Here is an 18,182-nt window from a genome sequence, read left to right on the forward strand (position 1 = left end):
CTGTGGCCCGGTACTACTCCTCGCCATCCTCCTCCACGGTGGAGCCATCATCAGGCTCCCCCTCCGTCTCCTCGTCGAGGACGAGGGGGGCAAACGTTGCGGTGTCGCCGCCAATGAGCTCGTGTTCTGCTTCCTTTGCCGATTCGGCACGGTCGTCGGCCATTTCGGCCGAGAAGATGTCCTCCTCCTGGGGCGTCGGCTCCTCAACCGAAGGCGTCGCGATGGGCAGGGAGCCGGTGCCATTGTCGCTTGGCAGCTCCAAACGCGTGAGCTTGTGCTGGCGCTTGCTCTTTCCAAACAGGGGAACATACTCGAAGAAGATGCTGGAATTCTCCAGACCGTACCAGCGTGCAGGCGAGCCGGCAAAGCGGCGGATGGTGTACTTGGCCGTCATGATGGTGCGGTTGAAGCCCGAGATGTCCGACTCGGGCGAGAGCACCTTGCGGATGAGGCAGAAGCGGAAGTCGCCCACCTTGCGATGGTCGCGGTAGATCGAGTACTTGTGGTCCTGCGGCGCCAGCTGATGATGGCGCATGAGGTCGTCGACGATCTGGTAAAGGTAGGTGTTCACGCGCTGATTGACGCGGAAGCCGAGTCTCAGCTGAATCTTGAAGGCAAAGTCGGTGTCGAAGTCGTTCACATAGTACTCGTGCGTATAGGGCTCGTTGGTGACCTGTACGTTGAGGAAGTAATACGCCCGGGCACGCTTGGGGCGCTTGTCCAGGATGGAATAGAGGATGTCACGATCGAGGCGGTCGGGGGAGGAGTCGTTGGTCAAGAACACCAGGTTGTCGGCCACGTAGGGGAAGCTGTCATCGTGAGAGAGCGCGTGGAGTTGGTCGAGGTAGCCCTCGATGGGCAGGTAGATGCTCTGGGTGCGCTCGATGGCGGTGCCGCGCCTCCAGATGTACATGACGGCAAAGATGGTCGCCGCCATGAGCACGGTAAACCAGCCACCGTGGAAGAACTTCGTGAGACTCGAGAAGAAGAACATGAGCTCGATGGCGCCAAACATCAACACGAAGACAACGGCCGCGGACGTCCTGCGACGGATCTTCGAGAGGTAGGTACAGAGCAGCACCGTGGTCATGAGCATGGTGACGGTGATGGCAAGGCCGTACGCTGCCTCCATGGCGCTGGAGCGCTGGAAGAGTAGCACCACAAAGATGCAGGCGACCCACATGATGGAGTTGACGAGCTGGATGTAGATCTGGCCGCGTGCCTCGGAGGGGTAGTTGATCTTGACGTGGGGGAGCAGGTCGAGGCGGATGGCCTCGGAGACGATGGAGTACGAACCGGTGATGAGCGCCTGCGAGGCGATGATGGCCGCCGCGGTGGAGAGGATGACGGCGAGGGCCCGCAGGTTCTCGGGGATCATCTGGAAGAATGGGTTGATGTCCGGAATGTCGACCATGGCGGGGTTAGCCTGGTTGTGGAGGATCCATGCCCCCTGCCCCAGGTAGTTGAGGATGAGGCATGTCTTTACGAACGGCCAGGTGGCATAGATGTTCGGCTTGCCTACGTGGCCCATGTCGGAGTAGAGTGCCTCGGCGCCCGTGGTGCACAGGAAGACGTTGCCCAACACCATGAGGCCGGCGGCATTGATGTTGTGGTCGAACAGGAACGTGATGCCGCGCACGGGGTTGAGCGCCCGGAACACGCCTGGGTTGAAGCCGATGTTGGCAAGACCGGAGATGCCCAGATACAGGAACCAGATCGTCATGATGGGGCCAAAGAGCTTGCCAATGGTGGACGTGCCGGCCCGCTGGATGGCGAAGAGGATGCACAGGATGATCACCGTGATGAGGATGACGATCTGCTGATCGTCCCCGATGGCAGCGTAGATGACGTCGATGGTGCGCAGGCCCTCGATGGCCGTGGTCACCGTGACGGCGGGGGTGAGGATGCCATCGGCGAGCAGGGCCGCACCACCTATCATGGCGGGGATGATCAGCCATTTGGCGCAGCGCTTCACGAGGCTGTACAGGGCAAAGATGCCGCCCTCGTTGTGGTTGTCGGCCTTCATGGCCACCAGCACGTACTTGACGGTGGTGATGAGGGTGAGCGTCCAGATGATGAGCGAGAGGGCCCCCAGCACGGTGTCTTGGCCCATGGTGGCCAGGCCGCCGTTGCCACCGATGATGGCCTTGAGGGTGTACATGGGGCTCGTGCCGATGTCGCCGTACACGACGCCCAGGGTCACGAGCATCATAGCTGCCGAAAGGGAAATGCCCACGTGCCGAGCCACCTTGCCCCTGCGTGGGCGAGCGGTCGGGGTGGAAGTGGAACTCGTCATGTCTGTGGTCCAATCTACCCGTGTGTGGCACCTCCGTGGAGATGCCAAGGCATTCACATAGTGTAGCCATCTGCCCACGAGGATGCCATGCTTTGCCTACCATAGGGAGAGCTGGGACCTGCCCCCACCACCCGTGCGTGGCAGGGGTCCCACTCACGTTACCGTTCCATGGGTCATGCGTGCGACCCTCGATTCCGTAGGAGGTTCTCTTGACAGAAGAAGGTACCGCTCCGGTGGCCCAGCAGGCCACATCCGCTCCAGCGTCGGCATCGGGCATGGCACCCACGGACGCGTTCGTGACGGTTCCCGCCGACGCGCGCATCGCCACGCCCGAGGTGGCAACCGCACGCCTCGCGTGGGACGGCTCGGGTCTCTCGGCGGGCGAGCACATCGACTACGGCTGCACGGCTGCCCATCTGGACGTGCGCAGCGACACGGGTGCGCTTGTGGGCAGGATGTTCTCGCTCACCTACGTGGCGCTTGATGGCGAGGGCAGGCCCGACCCCACCCGTCCCGTGACCTTTGCCTACAACGGCGGCCCTGGCTGTGCGAGCGTGCCCATCAACTTTGGTGGCATCGGCCCGCGTCGCGTGAGGACTGACGGCGTGAGGCACCTGGGCCATCCCATCGAGGTGGAGGACAATCCTGCCACCCTCCTGCGCCAGAGCGACGTGGTGTTTCTGGACGCCTTGGGCACGGGCTTCTCGAGTTTGGCGGAGGGAGCCGACACCACCAAGGTCTTTGGCGTCGATGGTGACGCGGACGCCTTCTGCCGCGCCATCTCCACCTGGCTCGAGGAGAATGGCCGCTGGACGAGCCCGGTCTACCTCTTTGGCGAGTCGTACGGCACCGTGCGCAACGCCGTGCTCATGCGCCTTCTGGCCGAGCGTGACGTGCGCGTGGCGGGCGTCACGATGCTCTCGGCCATCTTCGACTGGGTGCAGACCATCGAGGGCGAGGACCTCTATCACCTGGGCATGATGCCCACCATGGCCGCCGCAGCTCACTTCTTTGGCAAGGCGGGTGAGGGCGTCCCGGTGGAGGAGTGGTTCGATAGCGCGATGGCGTGGGATGAGGAGTCCCTGGCGCCGGCGCTGCTCATGGGCGACCGCCTGCCTGTGGAGTGGGAGGCAAGGGTTGTCGAGGGACTCTCCGGCTTCATCGGCCTGCCAGCACGGAAGCTTCGGCGCCAGCACCTGCGCGTGACGCTCGACGACTTCCGGCGCACCATCCTGGCGGACGAGGGCAGGGTCTGCGGCAGGCTCGACATGCGCTTCTCCTCCGACGCACCCCTCTCCCTGCAAACGAGCAGCACTTGGTTCGAGGCCGAGGACGCCGCCGACGATGCCGTGGAGGCCAGCTGGACCTGCGCCTTTCGCGCCTTTCTCCACGACGAGCTGGGCTATCGTCCGCCGGCGCGCTACCTCTCCAACAACTACGAGCACGTGGGCGTCAACTGGAAGTGGAGGCACAAGGAGCCAGGCAAGGACTGGGAGAACTCCTGCCCCAACGTCGCCTATGACATCGCCGTGGCCCTGCGGCGCAACCCCCGCATGAAGCTTGCCATCCTGGGCGGGCGCTATGACGCCGCCACCACGTTCTGGAACGTGCGCCACGACATGAGCAGGCAGTTCCTCTCCGACGAGCTCAAGGAGCGCGTGGAGTGGCACCTCTACAACTGTGGGCACATGGCCTATGCGGACGAACCGACGCTTGAGGCGATGGCGGGGGACCTGCGCGCATTCTATGAGAAGCGCTAAGCCCCCTCTCTCACAGAGGAGCGTGCCATGCATATACCAGAAAATTACCTGAGCCCCTCGACCTGTGGTGTCATGGTCGCGGCGATGGCACCCGTGTGGGCGCATGCCGCACGACGTGTGCGCGACGACCTCCCCGCCGAGAAGGTCTCGCTCCTCGGCGTGGCGGCAGCGTTCAGCTTCCTCGCGATGATGTTCAACGTCCCGATCCCCGGCGGAACCACGGGGCACGCCGTCTGCGGCACGCTCGTGGCCATCCTCTTCGGGCCCTGGCCGGCGCTGCTCGCCATCTCGATGGCCCTGGCGATGCAGGCGTTCCTCTTCGGTGACGGTGGCGTGCTCGCGCTCGGCGCCAATTGCTTCAACCTGGCCTTCGTGCTGCCGATGGTGGGCTTTGGCGCCTACCGCCTCGTGCGGCTGCACGCCCGCGGCGCCCATGGCGAGCTCGTCGCGGCGGGAGTGGGCTCCTATCTCGGCATCAACGCGGCAGCCCTCTGCGCGGCCACCGAGCTCGGCGTCCAGCCGCTCCTCTTCGTGGACGCAGCTGGCCAGGCGCTCTTCTGCCCGTACCCCCTCTGGGTCTCGGTGCCGGCGATGCTCGTCGGCCACCTGACGGTGTGGGGCGCGGCCGAGGTCGTGTTCACGGTCGGTATCCTCGCATACGTGCGGCGGGTGGCGCCGTCGTTCGGCGCCGGCGTCACCGTCCCGGACGGCCGTCGCGGCACGGCTGGCGTCGCGGCGCTGCTCGCCGCGCTCGCCGTGGCGACGCCGCTTGGGCTCCTCGCCACGGGCGACGCGTGGGGCGAATGGTCCGCGGGCGACCTCGCCGCCCGCGTCGGCTACATGCCGGGCGGCATGGGTGGCTGGCAGTGGGCTGCACTCCTGCCCGACTACTCTTTGGGAGGCCTTCCGGGGTGGGTGGGGTACATGCTCTCCGCCGTCATCGGGGTGGCGCTGCTCGTGGTCGTGTTCCGGCTGGCCGTGGGCCTCGCGCGGCCGGGGGTGGACTTCGATGGTCGCGCCTGAGCGCGACATCCCGGCTTGGATGTGCCGGCCGGAGGGATACGAGCCCCCACGCGACCGTGACGGCTTCATCACGCGGAGCATGCTGCAGCTCGTCTCGGCCCTCCGCGCCCTGCGCCTCGATGCGGGGAGTCCCTCGCGCCTCTCCCCGTCGCCGTCGGTCAGGCTCGTGGTGACGCTCCTTGCGGTGGTGCTGGTCTCCCTGGCAAGCAACTTGGCCTTCGTTGCCGTGATGCTCGCCCTCGTGCTCGTGCGGGCCTGCGTCCTGCCCCGCAAGGCGCTCCGGCGCGTCGTCACGACGTCGGTCGCGGCGGCGAGCCTCGCCCTCGTCGTGATGCTCCCCGCGACGCTGCTGGGGCAGACGCGCGCGGCCGTCTCGATGGCGCTGCGCACGCTCGTGTCGTGCGGCCTGGTCACGTGCATGGTGCAGACCATGGCCCCCGGCGGCATCTCGTCCGCGCTCCGTGCGCTCCGTGTGCCCGGCGTCACGATCCTGACGCTCGACCTCGCCCTGCGTAGCATCGTCGATCTCGGCCGCGTGGCCCTCGAGGTCCTCACGGCGCTCAGGCTCAGGAGCGTGGGACGCAACCGCGACAAGGGCGGCTCGGTCGGCGGCGTCGGCGGGGTGCTTCTCCTGAAGGCCAGCGAGGCCTCGCGCGACACGTACGACGCCATGCGTTGCCGTGGCTTCGACGGCAGCTACGATGCGGGCGGGCGCCGCGGGCGGCCTCGTGGCGCGGACGCGCCCTGGGTCGCGGGCGCCGCCCTTCTCCTCGCCCTGTTCTCCTACCTTCAGGCGGTGGTCTGACGTGCACCAGGACGTCCACCCCGAGGCGCTCCACCATCCGCACGGAGGTGGCTTCGGCTCCGCCCTCATGCGCTTCGAGGACTACTGCTTCGCCTACGACGACGTGGCGGTGCTCTCTCACGTCGATCTCGCGATCCGTGCGGGCGACTCCGTCGTCCTCATGGGCGACAACGGGTCGGGAAAGTCGACGCTGCTCAGGGCCATGGCCGGGCTGGCCCTCCCGCAGCAGGGCAGCTACCGCTTCGACGGCGAGGCGGTCGATGCCGCCTCTATGGCGGACGCCGCCTTCGCAAAGCGCCTCCACCAGCGGGTGGGGCTCGTGTTCCAGGACTCGGACGCCCAGCTCTTCTGTGCCACCGTGGCGGACGAGCTCGCCTTTGGGCCGCGGCAGATGGGGCTTTCGGAGGGGGAGGTGGACGGCCGCGTGTCGGACGTCTGCGACCTCCTGGGCACAGGCGGACTTCTCGCCCGTGCGCCCTACAACCTCTCGGGTGGCGAGAAGCGCAAGGTCGCCATCGCCTGCACCCTCACGATGAACCCGGATGTGCTCTGCCTCGACGAGCCGATGGCGGGCCTCGACGCGAGGTCGCGCTCATGGCTGCTCGACCTGCTGCGCGAGCTCAAGCGCGCGGGCAAGACGCTCGTCATCGCGACGCACGACCAGTCGCTCGCCGACGAGCTGGCGGACTACTTCGTCTACATGGGCGACTACCACGGCTATGCCGACCGCCCGCACGTCCACGTCAACGGATGAGGCGGCGTGGCGACGCCTGCGCGCTTGCCGCCCCCGTCCTCGTCCTCGTCGGGACGCTCCTCGCTGCGACGCTCGTGGCCTACGCGCTGGTGCTCCTGGACCGCGTCCTCGTCGGCGAGAAGGCCCAGGCCTAGGCCCGTCGGACGAGGTAGCAATGGTGCACCTTGGGATTGCGCGCGAAGTCCTCGGGGATGGTCTCTTGCGTGATGTCCTCGATGGCGACCCCCGCCTTCGCGAGCGCGTCGACGTCGGGCCTGAAGCTGCGCAGGTTGCAGGAGAACACGGCGACGCCATCGCGCGTGAGCAGGCGTGAGAGGCCGATGAGCAGCTCCACATGGTCGCGCTGCACGTCCCAGCTGCCGCGCATGCCCTTGGAGTTGGAGAACGTGGGCACGTCGCAGAACACGAGGTCCCAGCGGTTCTTGGTGTGGCGCTGCTCGCCGATCCAACGGATGACGTCGGTCCGCACGTACTCATGCTCGGGACCCGTAAAGCCGTTGCGCTCCATGTTGCGCCGGGCCCACGAGAGCGAGGGGGCGCTCATGTCCACGGTGGTGGTGTGCCTGCAGCCACCGTCCGCCGCATAGCAGGTGGCGGTGCCCGTGTAGGCGAACAGGTTGAGGAAGCGCCTGGATCCCTTGGTCCCTTTGGCCATCTCGCGCAGCAGGGCGCGTGTCTCGCGGTGGTCCAGGAAGATGCCGCAGTCCAGGCGCGAGGCGAAGTTGACCTCGAAGGTGAGTCCGCCCTCGTCGATGAGGTGGGCTCCCACGGGGAGAGGGACGTTCCCTGGCCGTCGTGCGGGACCTGGCCGCTTGGGCCTCTCGCGCACGCCCGTGCCCTCGTTGGCATACTGGGTGCCGCCGCGGCCCTTGGTACGCACGCGCACGAACACGTCCTGGGGCTCCACGCCCAGGGCGACGGGAGCTATGGCCAGTGCGTCGAGCAGGCGCTCGCGGGCCAGGGTGGCGTCCACGTCATGCGGCGCGGCATATTCGTAGACCGAGAGCCAACGGCCTCGGCCATGGCGAGTCGGCATGAGCTCGGATCCCTCGAAGAGGTCGATGGTGACGGCGTAGTCCGGCAGATCGGCATCATAGACGCGGTAGCAGCTCACGTCCTCGTGTCGGGCCCACCTGGCACGCGCCTTGGCAATCTTGGCGAGGCGCCGGGCGAACTGCTCGGACGCGGGCAGGAGCACGGGTACGCGCACGGGAGCCCCGCCCGTGCGCGAGGGGAGCTCCACCACCGGCCTCTCGCCAGAGAGCGCCGCGCCATCATAGCTGCGGATGGTGGCAGGCGCCCGACCCATGAACACCGGGAGCGTCTCCGCAGGGCTGGCGCCCAGCGCCACGTCGAGCGTGGCATTCGCCGTCAGCGCGACGGCGCAGTCGTAGCCTGCACTTGTCAGGCCTGAGCAGGTGGCGAGTGCCCTTGCCTGCTGGGCGACCTCGTCCGCACGCAGCCATGAGAGGTCGCAGACGAGGAGCGCCTTCCGGGTGTCGGCGGGGTGTGGCACGACGCCCTGCCGCACGAAGCTCACGGGGACGTCCATGCCCGCCGCACGCAGGAGCTGGCGGGCGGCACTCTCGGCGCCAGGACGCGTGTCCATCGCCACGAGGGAGAGGCTGCGCCGACCCTCTTCGAGCTCCATCCGGGCTGCCTCGGCCCGTGCCTGCGCCTCGTCCATCAGCCCGTTCCAGGTCGCCTCGTCATGTCCCAGCCAACCGGCGAAGCCCCACGGTGCGTGGAGCAGCCCCGGGGCTCGGTCCAGCAGCTGTGCCGCTGCCTCCACTACGACGCTCCCGGCACCCGCAAACGCGCTCACGAGCGCGGCATGCCTCTGGCGCACCTGCCGATACCAGCCACCCTCCGCTAGGAGCGCGGCGGCGTAGTCGGCCCGCAGCGGGGCCATGGGCACGCGGCGAGAGCCGCTTGGGCTCTCGTACCCGCGACGGAAGAGCGGTGCGCCCGAGAGGTCGATGCCCACGGTCGCCCGCCCATGGGAGACGCGCACGGCCACGCGCACGTCCGGCCGGGCGGCGTTGACGTTGGGGCGGCTCCCCCGTTTGGCGAGCAGTCGGTCGACGATGGCATCCTTGCTGCGAAGTGCCACGAACTGCGTGCTCCTGAGCTCGGCGTTCGTGCCGTGCGCATCCACGGCCAGGGTGGCACCCTGGCCCAGGTGCTCCTCCCAAGCGATGGCGGAGAGGCCCTCGTAGAGCGCATCGGCGTCATGGGCATCCACGTGGGAGAGCACGAGCACCACGCGCGAGGCGAGGCGCGACCACAGGCAGACGCGGTAGGCGTCCGCCAGCTGACCCGTGAAGGCCACCTGCCCGCGCAGCGGCCTCACGCCCGGGGTACTCAGGGCCCCAAGCTCGTTTGCCAGCAGCGGCTCGAAGCTCTTGGGACAGGTCGCGAAGAGCTCAAGGGCGTCGTTGGATGCGTCGTGCGCGTTCATCGGGACACCTCTCGCCCGTGGTTGGTCAGCCTCTCCATTCTTGCATAGGGAGGTTCGGCACGGGCCGGGGTGTACGTGACACCTACGGCCCGTAGGGCCGGACGCCTCGGCCGTTCGGGAGGTATCGGTCATCCTTGCCGGCCTTCCATCTCCCAGGTGACAGAATCGTTCCGCGTCAGATCGCAAAGCCCCTGGCCGCCCTGCACAGCCGTCTCCTCGTCCCATCCGGGGTCCTGCTGGTACGTCGGATGGCCGAAGGCCTGCGTCTTCGCCTACCGGCCCTTGCCAATCTCCACCGTCCATCCATGCGCAGACCATTGGGCTGACAGCAATGACTATCATGATAGGCAGATTTGTCATCCCGGCACGCATCGCAGGGACGCGCGCCATTTCCATGCGAGAGGAGTCACACATGGATCAGCAGACGCAGGCGAGGGTTCAGCACTGGAAGGACAACGTCACCGAGCAGGACCTCAAGGAGGAACTCGAGAGCCTCCTGGCCGGTGAGGAGGAGAAGCTCAACGATGCCTTCTATCGTGAGCTCGCCTTTGGCACGGCGGGTCTGCGTGGCGTGCTGGGCGTTGGCACCAATCGCATGAACGTCCATGTGGTGGCCCAGGCAACGCAGGGCCTGGCGGACTACCTCAATGCGCACTATGACAAGCCTACGCTGGCCCTGGCGCGCGACAGCCGCCTCAAAGGCGAGGACTTCCAGAAGGTGGCCGCTGGCGTGCTTGCCGCCAATGGCATCCACGTGTTCGTGTATCCCCGCATCGAGCCCGTCCCCACGCTGTCCTTCGCGGTGCGCTACCTGCACACCTCCGCAGGCATCGTGCTCACGGCCTCCCATAACCCCGCCCAGTACAATGGCTACAAGGTCTACAACGACAACGGTGGCCAGATCACGGACGAGGCGGCGGCGGAGATCAGTGCCAACATCGAAAGGGTCGACCCGTTCAAGGACGTCAAGCGCATGGACTTCGACGAGGGCCTCTCCCAGGGCCTCATCGAGTGGACGCCCGAGGAGGTGCTTGACTCCTTCATCGACAACGTCAAGAAGGTCTCCATCCCCGGCTTCAAGGCCGACCCCTCCTACTCCGTGGTCTACACACCGCTCAATGGCACGGGCATGGAGTGCGTGAGCCGCATCCTCAAGGAGATCGGCGTTGAGAACGTCTCCGTGGTCAAGGAGCAGGCCGAGCCCGATGGAAACTTCCCCACCTGCACGTATCCCAACCCCGAGTTCCGTGAGGCGCTGCAGCTTGCGCTCGACCTTGCCGAGAAGGTCAAGCCGAGCCTCGTGGTGGCCACCGATCCCGACGCCGACCGCATGGGCACCGCCATCCCGCACGAGGGGGAGTACAAGCTGCTCTCCGGCAACGAGATGGGCGTGCTGCTCATGAACTGGCTCGCCGAGATGGCCGCCCAGAACGGTGAGGACGTGCGCCGCAAGGTGGCTGTCACCACCATCGTGTCCTCCACCATGCCTGACGTGCTGGCCCGCGACAAGGGCTTCGAGCTCAGGCGCGTGCTCACGGGCTTCAAGTACATCGGCGACCAGATCGACCAGCTCAAGGATGAAGGCGAGGAGGATCGCTACCTCATGGGCTTCGAGGAGTCCTATGGCTACCTCATCGGCACCCATGCGCGCGACAAGGACGCCATCGTCGCCGTGGAGATGTGCGTGGAGATGGCCGCCCACTATGCCGTCCAGGGCAAGGACCTCTACGAGGCCATGGAGGACCTGTACCAGCGGTACGGCTATTACCTCAACGGCACCGTCAGCTCCCAGTTCCCCGGTGCCGCGGGTGCCGAGCGCATGACGCAGATCATGGACGGACTGCGCACGAACCCGCCCACCGAGATTGCCGGCTACAAGGTGCTGGGCAGCACCGACTACGCCACGGGCCCCGAGATGCCACGCGTCTCCGGTCTGCAGAAGGAGGCCGCACAGGTGCTGCCGCCGGCAAACGTCATCGAGTTCCGCCTCGAGGACGACAACAAGGTCATCTTCCGCCCGTCCGGCACCGAGCCCAAGGTGAAGGCCTACCTCTTCTCCAAGGGTGCCACGCGTGCCGAGAGCGAGGCCGTGCGCGACAGGCTCCAAGCCGCATCGGAGCGGATCCTGTCGTAGTCATAGGCACGTCTCACCTGTAGAATGATGTCGGAGCCGCATCAGAAGGTGCCGTCCTGCATGAGGTGGAGTCAGGGATGGCTCCACCTCTCTTTGATTAGGCGCTGAATGGGCCAGGTTGCTGAGGCAAGTCAAACATAGGCATCTACCAATGGACATGCCGGCGTCTGCTAAAACGGGAACACTCGAGGGCCTTCGAGACGGCGCGCGTCGAGCGCGGGTCTGCTCTCAGGAAGCGGCGCCCCGTCGATGTCGAGGCCGTCTTCGGTGGCATCAGGCGCAGCTGGCGCCTCGCGAGGTTCTGCCTGAGAAGCCTGAGGGAGGGAGACCACGAGCTCAGGCTCGTGGCTGCGGGCCGTAACCTCAGGAAGCTCGCCCTGGCCCTCACTGCGTAGGAGGGCACTCCCCTCCTTTTCCAAGAAAGGACCCACTGGCTTGGGCTGGATGCCTCTACACCAATGGGTTCTTGTCTCATGGGGCCTTTGATACGGCCCCTTTGTAATCAACATTCCTGTTGACGGCCGGCCTGCAGGCTCAGTTGCTCAGCGCGTACAGGTCGCTTGCGCCGGCGGCGATGCTGCCGACGTCCCAGGGATGGCTGGACGCGGCGCTGCAGGCGGGGTCATACAGCGTCACGGAGCCATCGTCGTTCCGCTTCACGATGAGCGCCCAGTGTGCGGAAGAGGTGTCGAAGCCCTCCTTGAGCCTGACGATCGCCACGGTTCCCTTGGTGGCGAGCAGCGAGGTGATGCTGTCCGCGCTGGGGTCATACTGCTTGATCTTGAATCCAAGCTGCCTTGCCTCGTAGGTGAAGAGGTCGGCCGTGGTGCCCTCGTCGCCCGTGGAGGTGTATCCCTTGTCGGTGGCATCGGCGGCAAAGGCCGCGGCGGTCTTGTCGGTCTTTCCGGTGAGGCCCATGTAGGCCATGGAGAGGGCGGTGGGGCCCGAGCCGGTCACGCCCAGGACGCTCCCGGCATACTCCACGTAGGCCCAGCGCGTGTCCCAGTCAAAGAGCATGGGATAGCTGCCCTTGGCGTTGTCCTGACCAAAGTCCGATGCCTTGCTCTCGGCCGTGGGATAGCCGGCAACGAAGTCCATGGCGTCCGGCTCGCTCAGGGCAAGCTCGGGGATGCGCTGGTCAGGATACTTGTCAAGGTTCTGGGCGATGGTTGCCAGCTTCTCGTTGCGGTCGAGCTGGGTGGAGAACCTCTGGGTGAGGTCCTGCGACGCGCTGGCCGACACGCGCGCGTCCCACTGGTTGCCCGTGCCCTGCTGCTCCTGATCGCTCTGCGTCCCCTGCTGGGAGGAGCCCCGCGTGCAGGCATAGGCGAACGCCGCGATGAGGATGAGTATGGCCATCACCACCCCCAGGGTGATCCTGTTGGTGGTGAGCCCAGGACGGAAACGGCCGCCGCGACCCTCGAAGTTGATGTAGCGGGGGTGGTTGCGCGCGTTGTGGATGGAATAGCCGGTATCCTTGCCCGTGAGGGTGCGGTAGTTGTGGTCGCTCCGATATCGGGTGTTCCCACGTTGGCCCTGGACGGGTCGTCCGCCTCGCCTGCTGTTGGCACCACGCGATTGGGATCCCAGCTTTGTGCGGCGTGGGTCATCGATTCCCACGCGTGTGCTGGGAACATAGCCGTTGCCGGTGCCATGCGGCCGGTGTTCCCTCTCGTAGTATGCCATGCTCATCTCCTGCAGCATCTCGCCTGTGCATCGACCATGATATGCCAAGCATGGGCCCGCATTTTGCGCATGGGGGTGTGCACCGGGTGAGCGTCCTAAACCTTAGGGTATTGTAACGAACCTGTGCATTTAAACATGAGAGGGCAACAACGCTTGACATCCTTTCCCCTTTTGCATAAGTTCAAAGATATAGTCAGTTTGACGCATGTATGATTGTCCCGTGGCAGTTCTTTTGGAGGGCATCGCCTATGGTGAAGCGCAGAAACGGCAGACAAGAGGCCATCAAGGAGATTGTGAGAGGCAAGTCCGTGCGTACCCAGCATGCGCTCGTGGACGAGCTTCAGCAGCTGGGTTACAACTGCACCCAGGCGACGGTCTCACGTGACATCGCAGACATGGGTCTGCGCAAGCTGAGCGAGGGCATCTATGTCCTCGCGGAGGATCTCCATCTGCAGCGTATGGTCTCCGAGTTCGTCACCTCCATCGATCGCGCGGAGAACCTTGTCGTCGTGCGCACGCAGCCAGGCACCGCTCCGGGCGTTGCGGCTGCCGTGGATGCGGCATCCCTGTCTGAGGTCCTGGGTTCGGTTGCGGGGAATGACACGGTGCTGGTGGTGTGTCGGGACATCGATGCCGCCATGGTCGTTGTCGACCTCATCGACAAGCTGCATGCCTCGAGGAAGTAGGCAGTCTCAGGAAGGTGCTTCACGGCTCTGGTGGGCGAATCCGAGCAGGAGGGGGTTGGCCAAATGACCAACCCCCTTTGTTCTTGTGTGCCCTGTCCTGAGACAGAGCTGTGAGGTGCTAGTGGCCCGTTCCGCCTGTCCCTCCGCCAGAGCTGCCGGAGCTGCCGGAGCTGCCGGAACCTGAGTTGCCGCCATTGCTGCCACCCGAACCGCCGCCGGAGGTTCCTGTGCCCGTGGAATTGGTGTTTGTGGTGGTACCACCACCGCCATTGCCATTGGTGCCGTTTGGCGTGTTAGGTGTCGAGGTGGAGTTGGTGTCGGGTGTGTTCGTCGTGCGTCTGCCATTGGTCTTGGGAGTGCTCTTGACCGTCGTGCCCTTGAACTTCCATGATCCATTGGACTTGTACTGGGGTTTCTCCGTTGTGGTGGGGAACTCCTGACGTGCCTGTCCTGCCAGGGCGGAGTTGATGAAGGAGACGAAGATGGGGACCGAGGTGTTGTAGGGGTGGCCGGCACTGCCACCCACGCGCACGCTGCCCTCCTCTGCGTAGCCGCACCACACGGCGACGGAGTACTGGGGGGTGATACCACAGAACCACAGGTCGCGGTAGTTTTCGGACGTGCCGGTCTTGCCGGCGACGGGGGTGTTGGCCTTGAGCGTGCTCGCGATGGCGTTCGCCGTGCCGTTGCCCTTGCAGACGCCCTCCATGACCTCGCGTGCCGCCTGGGCGACAGGGGCGTCTATGACCTGGGTGGGCTCGTCTTGGTGCTCGTAGACGGTGTTGCCATTGCGATCCTCGATCTTGGTGATCGCCACGGCGTCTCGATGCACGCCATTGGTGGCGACGGTCGCATAGGCCTCGGCCATCTGGAGGGGCGGGATGCCCACGGTGCCCAGCGTGATGGAGTCGTAGGCGGGCATGTCCTCGTCGATGCCCATGGACTTCGCGGTGCTCACGATGCTCTCGGCGCCGACCGCCTGGGCAACCTGGACGAAGCCCGTGTTGGACGAGACGGCGAACGCCTGCATGAGGGATATCGAGCCGTAGCTGGTGTTGCCGAAGTTCTGCACCTTCCACGTGGGCGATATCTGCATGGGCGACGAGCAGTTGATGGTGATGTTGGGGTTCATGCCCTGGGATATGGCATCGACCAGCGTGAAGGTCTTGAAGCTCGAGCCCGCCTGGCGCTTTGCCTGCGTCGCCATGTTGAACTGGCTCTCCGAGTAGCTCCTGCCACCCACCATGGCCTTTACGTAGCCCGTCGTGGGGTCGACGGCGACGAGCGCCGCCTGGAGCTTGGAGTTGCCGATGGCCTTGAGCCTGCTGGAGACGGCATTCTCCGCTGCCTTCTGGGCCGTGGGGTCGAGCGTGGTGTACACCTGCAGCCCGCCCTTCATGACGGTGTCCTGGTCGAAGTCCTCCAGCAGGAGCTGCTTCACGTAGTCGGTGAAGTAGGGATAGGTGGTGTTGGTGTCGGAGAAGGAGCCCTCGTTGGTGACGAGTGGCTCGCCCACGGCCTCGTCATGTTCCTCCTGGGTGATGTCGCCCTCGGAGAGCATCCAGTCCAGGACGAGGTTGCGGCGGGTGGCGGCAGCGCCGGGGTTGGAGAACGGGTCGTAGGCGGAGGGGGACTGCGGCAGGCCCGAGAGCGTCGCAGCCTCGGCCAGCGTGAGGTCGCTCGCATGCTTGTTGAAGTAGGTCATCGAGGCGGCCTCGATGCCATAGGCGCCGTGACCGTAGTAGATGGTGTTGAGGTACATGTTGAGGATCTGGTCCTTGGTGTACATCTTCTCCATCTGGATGGCGATGTAGGCCTCGCGCACCTTGCGCTTGAGGCTCTGCTCGAACTGCTCGTCGGAGAGGACGGTGTTCCTCACGAGCTGCTGGGTGATGGTTGAGGCGCCCTCGGAGCCACCGGCGAGCTGCACGAAGACGGCACGCACGATGCCCTGCGGGTCGACGCCGTTGTGCTGGTAGAAGCGCCTGTCCTCGATGTCCACGGTGGCCTGGCGCACGTAGGGCGAGATGGCGTCGAGCTCCACGCTCCTGCGGTTCTGCAGGTAGTACTCCGCTATGACCGAGCCGTCGGATGCGTAGACCGTCGTGGGCTCCGCCACCAGGTAGGCGTCTGCGGAGGAGTAGTCGGGCAGGTCCTGCAGCCAGCTTGAGACGAGAGCGCCCAGGGATGCACCCATGGCGATCATGAGGAGCGCCATGAAGCCGAGGATTCCCACCAGGCTGAAGCCAACGATATGCGTGCGTGAGCGCTTGCGTGCCCTTCGGGTGCGAATGCCCATTGCGACCTCCTCGAGAACATACAGACACCTCTCATTATAGGGAAGGGCGCCAGCAAAACCGCGTTGGCTCCCGTTTTCCTTGAGCCGTCATGGGTGACGCCCGATCGCCGCCGGCCCTATCCCTGTCGGTCGATGCGGTACAGGCGCATGTTCCCTTCGGAGAGAGCCACCGTGAAGCCGGGCGTGTCGTCCGTGATGTCCTCGATGCCCCGCCACATGTCGTGGTCATTGAATCCAGCGAGGTAGGAACCCTGGGCGGCATCATGGTCGAGGATGAGGACGTAACGTGCGTCCGTCGTGGCAACCGCCTCCCGCACGGAGCGGTCGTCGGCCAGATGATCGAGCCGATAGCGGATGACCAGGCTCTCGTGCGACTGCTCGTACTTGTAGAAGCCGTCAAAGTAGCGATAGAGGCACCTGATGCCAAACTGGCCATAGACCTGTGCGCTGCCGTCGGTGGGGTCGTTGATGACCACGTCGGTTCCCACGATGGCGCGCACCTGCCTGAGGAAGTCGATCTCCTCGGGGTTGATGGTGCCGTCCGTGCGGTATTCGTGCGCGAGCACATCGTGATAGGTGCCCATGGGGGTCTCGATGGTCCCGTCGCGGGGGATGGTGGCCCGCGCATCGGAGGGGTGGTCGGCGTTCACGGGTGTGTTGAGGGACCTGTCGTAGGGCAGGCCGACGCCCGGCCAGAAGGTGAGGGCCACGAAGGCGACCGAAAGTGCGGCGCCGCAGGCGATGGGCGTGGCGGCGTGCGGCTCGCGTGCACCGCGCCTGCCGCCCCAACGCTCGGCCAAGCCAGCGATCCACACGCGGGTGCGGTCGAGCCCGATGGCGAGCAGCGCCACGGCGGGAATGGCCGCCATGGCAGATATGCGGGCGGGGTCGTTGTACCAGAAGCCCGTGAGCACCTCGCGCGCGGCGCCGTCCAGGTGCTGCGCCGCCAGGACGAGCACCACGGCCAGGCCATATGAGCCGCAGAGCCAGCGATCCGCTCGCTCGCGCAGCAGGCGGACGAAGCCTATGAGCACGAGTGCCCCCGCGGCGAGCTCGGGAGCCATCGGGTGGAAGGGATTGAGGTACGAGAGCGTCAGCACACTGATGAGGGACTGCGGCATCGTCGCAAACGGCGCCCACTGGAACTCGGTGATGGGCCTGAGTGCGGACGAGGTGGCGAGTCCGTTCCAGACGAAGGCGGCAAGCGCCACGAAGGTGAGCACGATGAGGGGATTGGGCAGGTGCAGCCTGCCCACGCGCACGGTGCCGAGGGAGCGGATGTTGTGAATGATCCAAGGCACCAGCAGCAGTCCGAGCGTGAAGAAGGTGTTGGGGTGCAGGAAGGTCATGCCCGGAACCATGAGGGCCAGGACGGTGGCACAGCGGGCCCAACGGCCGCCCGTGGCCGTACGATGCGCCACACGCGTGAAGAGCGCGAAGGCGGCAGGGAGCATGCACAGCCCGGCGAGGTTGGGATAGAGCGGACCGTAGGCGAGCAGCTGCCAGGGAAACGCCGTCACACCGATGGCGGCCAGTGCGCCAAACGCCCTGATGCCCCGGCGCTGGGGGAAGAGCGTTGTCAGGGCAAGGAGCGTCGAGAGGGGAAACGCCACGAAGGCAAAGCAGAGGTTGACCGCCAGAAAGCAGAGGGCCATATCGATGTCCGAGACGCCTGCCACGAGTGCCACCACGATGTTCCAGGCGGAGGGATAGAAGCCATGGGGCCCGGGCATGACGTTGAGTGCCTCGTCAACGGCGTAGACCGAGACCCCGCGCGGATCCATGACCTGGGCATCCATCATGGCGCGCGTGGTGTTGAGATGGCTCACGACGTCCCAGGCCTGCATGGGGATGTCGATCTGCGGGAGGGCGGCGGCAAAGAGCACGAGGCCGGCCGCGAGGCCAACGGCCGCATAGAGGAGGACGAGCCGCCAGGGGACGCCCTCGGCGAGGTAGCCGGTCGCCTGTCCGCCTGTCCCGTGCGCCTTCCGCTCATGCCAGGTGCGCACGACGCAGCCTGCGACGAGGAGGAGCGTCGGGACCAGCAGCATGGTCAGGGGCGTGGCGGGGACACCCAGCAGGTGGTAGGCCAGCCCCAGCATGCAGTAGAGCGTTGCCGAGAGGGGGGCGCCAACCAGGAGCGCCCCCTTGCTTGTGAGACCCATGGTGCGCCCCAACATAAGGCCAGGGGCGAACAGGACGGCTGCGGCGACGGCAAGCGCCATGTACAGTGAGAGCCACATGCTAAGGGACGCCTCTCTCGCGATGGAACGTGCGA

General features: G+C 65.9%; 13 protein-coding genes. 8 read left to right on the forward strand and 5 right to left on the reverse strand.

The window, feature by feature from the left end; translation table 11 throughout:
- Nucleotides 1-13: 13 nt before the first annotated feature.
- Nucleotides 14-2,296 (reverse strand): KUP/HAK/KT family potassium transporter, encoded by a 2,283-nt coding sequence (locus tag J2S71_RS06815; protein WP_307390064.1) that lies wholly within the window; start codon nucleotides 2,294-2,296, stop codon nucleotides 14-16.
- A 209-nt stretch (nucleotides 2,297-2,505) separates the two neighbouring features.
- Here J2S71_RS06815 and J2S71_RS06820 point away from each other — a divergent pair, with 209 nt between their 5' ends.
- The 5 genes from J2S71_RS06820 to J2S71_RS06840 are packed head-to-tail and all read left to right on the forward strand — an operon-like array spanning nucleotide 2,506 to nucleotide 6,772.
- A complete protein-coding gene (locus J2S71_RS06820) occupies nucleotides 2,506-4,056 on the forward strand; it encodes a S10 family peptidase (protein WP_307390067.1) in 1,551 nt (516 codons plus the stop codon).
- Nucleotides 4,057-4,083: 27 nt separating this feature from the next.
- Complete coding sequence (gene cbiM / locus J2S71_RS06825) at nucleotides 4,084-5,079, forward strand: cobalt transporter CbiM (RefSeq protein WP_307390070.1); 996 nt, start codon at nucleotides 4,084-4,086, stop codon at nucleotides 5,077-5,079.
- A complete protein-coding gene (locus J2S71_RS06830; RefSeq protein WP_307390073.1) occupies nucleotides 5,066-5,884 on the forward strand; it encodes an energy-coupling factor transporter transmembrane component T in 819 nt (272 codons plus the stop codon). Before cbiM ends, J2S71_RS06830 begins: the two co-directional genes overlap by 14 nt.
- Before the next feature lies 1 nt (nucleotide 5,885).
- Nucleotides 5,886-6,638: an energy-coupling factor ABC transporter ATP-binding protein gene (locus J2S71_RS06835; protein ID WP_307390077.1), complete on the forward strand. Its 753-nt coding sequence runs from the start codon at nucleotides 5,886-5,888 to the stop codon at nucleotides 6,636-6,638.
- Entirely contained in the window at nucleotides 6,635-6,772 is a 138-nt protein-coding gene (locus J2S71_RS06840; protein WP_021725306.1) for a hypothetical protein, read from the forward strand. The genes J2S71_RS06835 and J2S71_RS06840 overlap by 4 nt, the downstream gene beginning before the upstream one ends.
- Here the strand turns inward: J2S71_RS06840 and rlmKL are convergent.
- The gene (gene rlmKL, locus J2S71_RS06845; protein WP_307390080.1) at nucleotides 6,769-9,099 is read right to left on the reverse strand and encodes a bifunctional 23S rRNA (guanine(2069)-N(7))-methyltransferase RlmK/23S rRNA (guanine(2445)-N(2))-methyltransferase RlmL; all 2,331 of its coding nucleotides are present in this window, start codon (nucleotides 9,097-9,099) and stop codon (nucleotides 6,769-6,771) included. The two genes, J2S71_RS06840 and rlmKL, sit on opposite strands and share 4 nt — an antisense overlap.
- Nucleotides 9,100-9,511: 412 nt before the next feature.
- Here rlmKL and J2S71_RS06850 point away from each other — a divergent pair, with 412 nt between their 5' ends.
- Nucleotides 9,512-11,233 carry a phospho-sugar mutase gene (locus J2S71_RS06850; protein WP_307390085.1) on the forward strand — a complete coding sequence of 574 codons (1,722 nt, stop codon included), beginning with the start codon at nucleotides 9,512-9,514 and terminating at the stop codon, nucleotides 11,231-11,233.
- A gap of 167 nt (nucleotides 11,234-11,400) precedes the next feature.
- Nucleotides 11,401-11,628, forward strand: a complete 228-nt coding sequence (locus tag J2S71_RS12305) for a transposase (RefSeq protein WP_370873234.1) — start codon at nucleotides 11,401-11,403, stop codon at nucleotides 11,626-11,628.
- Nucleotides 11,629-11,767: 139 nt separating this feature from the next.
- Here J2S71_RS12305 and J2S71_RS06855 read toward each other — a convergent pair whose 3' ends face one another.
- Nucleotides 11,768-12,919, reverse strand: coding sequence for a cysteine peptidase family C39 domain-containing protein (locus J2S71_RS06855; RefSeq protein WP_307390088.1), 1,152 nt, complete (start codon nucleotides 12,917-12,919; stop codon nucleotides 11,768-11,770).
- 248 nt (nucleotides 12,920-13,167) lie between these two features.
- On the opposite strand from J2S71_RS06855, the gene J2S71_RS06860 reads away from it, so the two are divergent.
- Nucleotides 13,168-13,605: an arginine repressor gene (locus tag J2S71_RS06860; protein ID WP_021725312.1), complete on the forward strand. Its 438-nt coding sequence runs from the start codon at nucleotides 13,168-13,170 to the stop codon at nucleotides 13,603-13,605.
- Between the two features lie 118 nt (nucleotides 13,606-13,723).
- Here J2S71_RS06860 and J2S71_RS06865 read toward each other — a convergent pair whose 3' ends face one another.
- Nucleotides 13,724-15,904, reverse strand: coding sequence for a transglycosylase domain-containing protein (locus J2S71_RS06865; RefSeq protein ID WP_307390092.1), 2,181 nt, complete (start codon nucleotides 15,902-15,904; stop codon nucleotides 13,724-13,726).
- Between the two features lie 116 nt (nucleotides 15,905-16,020).
- The gene (locus J2S71_RS06870) at nucleotides 16,021-18,147 is read right to left on the reverse strand and encodes a DUF6541 family protein (protein ID WP_307390095.1); all 2,127 of its coding nucleotides are present in this window, start codon (nucleotides 18,145-18,147) and stop codon (nucleotides 16,021-16,023) included.
- Nucleotides 18,148-18,182: the final 35 nt, after the last annotated feature.

This window comes from Olsenella profusa DSM 13989 (assembly GCF_030811115.1).
Classification (GTDB): Bacteria; Actinomycetota; Coriobacteriia; order Coriobacteriales; family Atopobiaceae; genus Olsenella_F; species Olsenella_F profusa.

Bases quoted from the DNA above. Each gene is read 5' to 3' on its own strand.
- J2S71_RS06850 (WP_307390085.1), top strand. From the start codon at position 9,512: ATGGATCAGCAGACGCAGGCGAGGGTTCAGCACTGGAAGGACAACGTC.
- J2S71_RS06865 (WP_307390092.1), bottom strand. From the start codon at position 15,904: ATGGGCATTCGCACCCGAAGGGCACGCAAGCGCTCACGCACGCATATC.
- cbiM (WP_307390070.1), top strand. From the start codon at position 4,084: ATGCATATACCAGAAAATTACCTGAGCCCCTCGACCTGTGGTGTCATG.
- J2S71_RS06830 (WP_307390073.1), top strand. From the start codon at position 5,066: ATGGTCGCGCCTGAGCGCGACATCCCGGCTTGGATGTGCCGGCCGGAG.
- rlmKL (WP_307390080.1), bottom strand. From the start codon at position 9,099: ATGAACGCGCACGACGCATCCAACGACGCCCTTGAGCTCTTCGCGACC.
- J2S71_RS06860 (WP_021725312.1), top strand. From the start codon at position 13,168: ATGGTGAAGCGCAGAAACGGCAGACAAGAGGCCATCAAGGAGATTGTG.
- J2S71_RS06855 (WP_307390088.1), bottom strand. From the start codon at position 12,919: ATGGCATACTACGAGAGGGAACACCGGCCGCATGGCACCGGCAACGGC.
- J2S71_RS06815 (WP_307390064.1), bottom strand. From the start codon at position 2,296: ATGACGAGTTCCACTTCCACCCCGACCGCTCGCCCACGCAGGGGCAAG.
- J2S71_RS06870 (WP_307390095.1), bottom strand. From the start codon at position 18,147: ATGTGGCTCTCACTGTACATGGCGCTTGCCGTCGCCGCAGCCGTCCTG.
- J2S71_RS06840 (WP_021725306.1), top strand. From the start codon at position 6,635: ATGAGGCGGCGTGGCGACGCCTGCGCGCTTGCCGCCCCCGTCCTCGTC.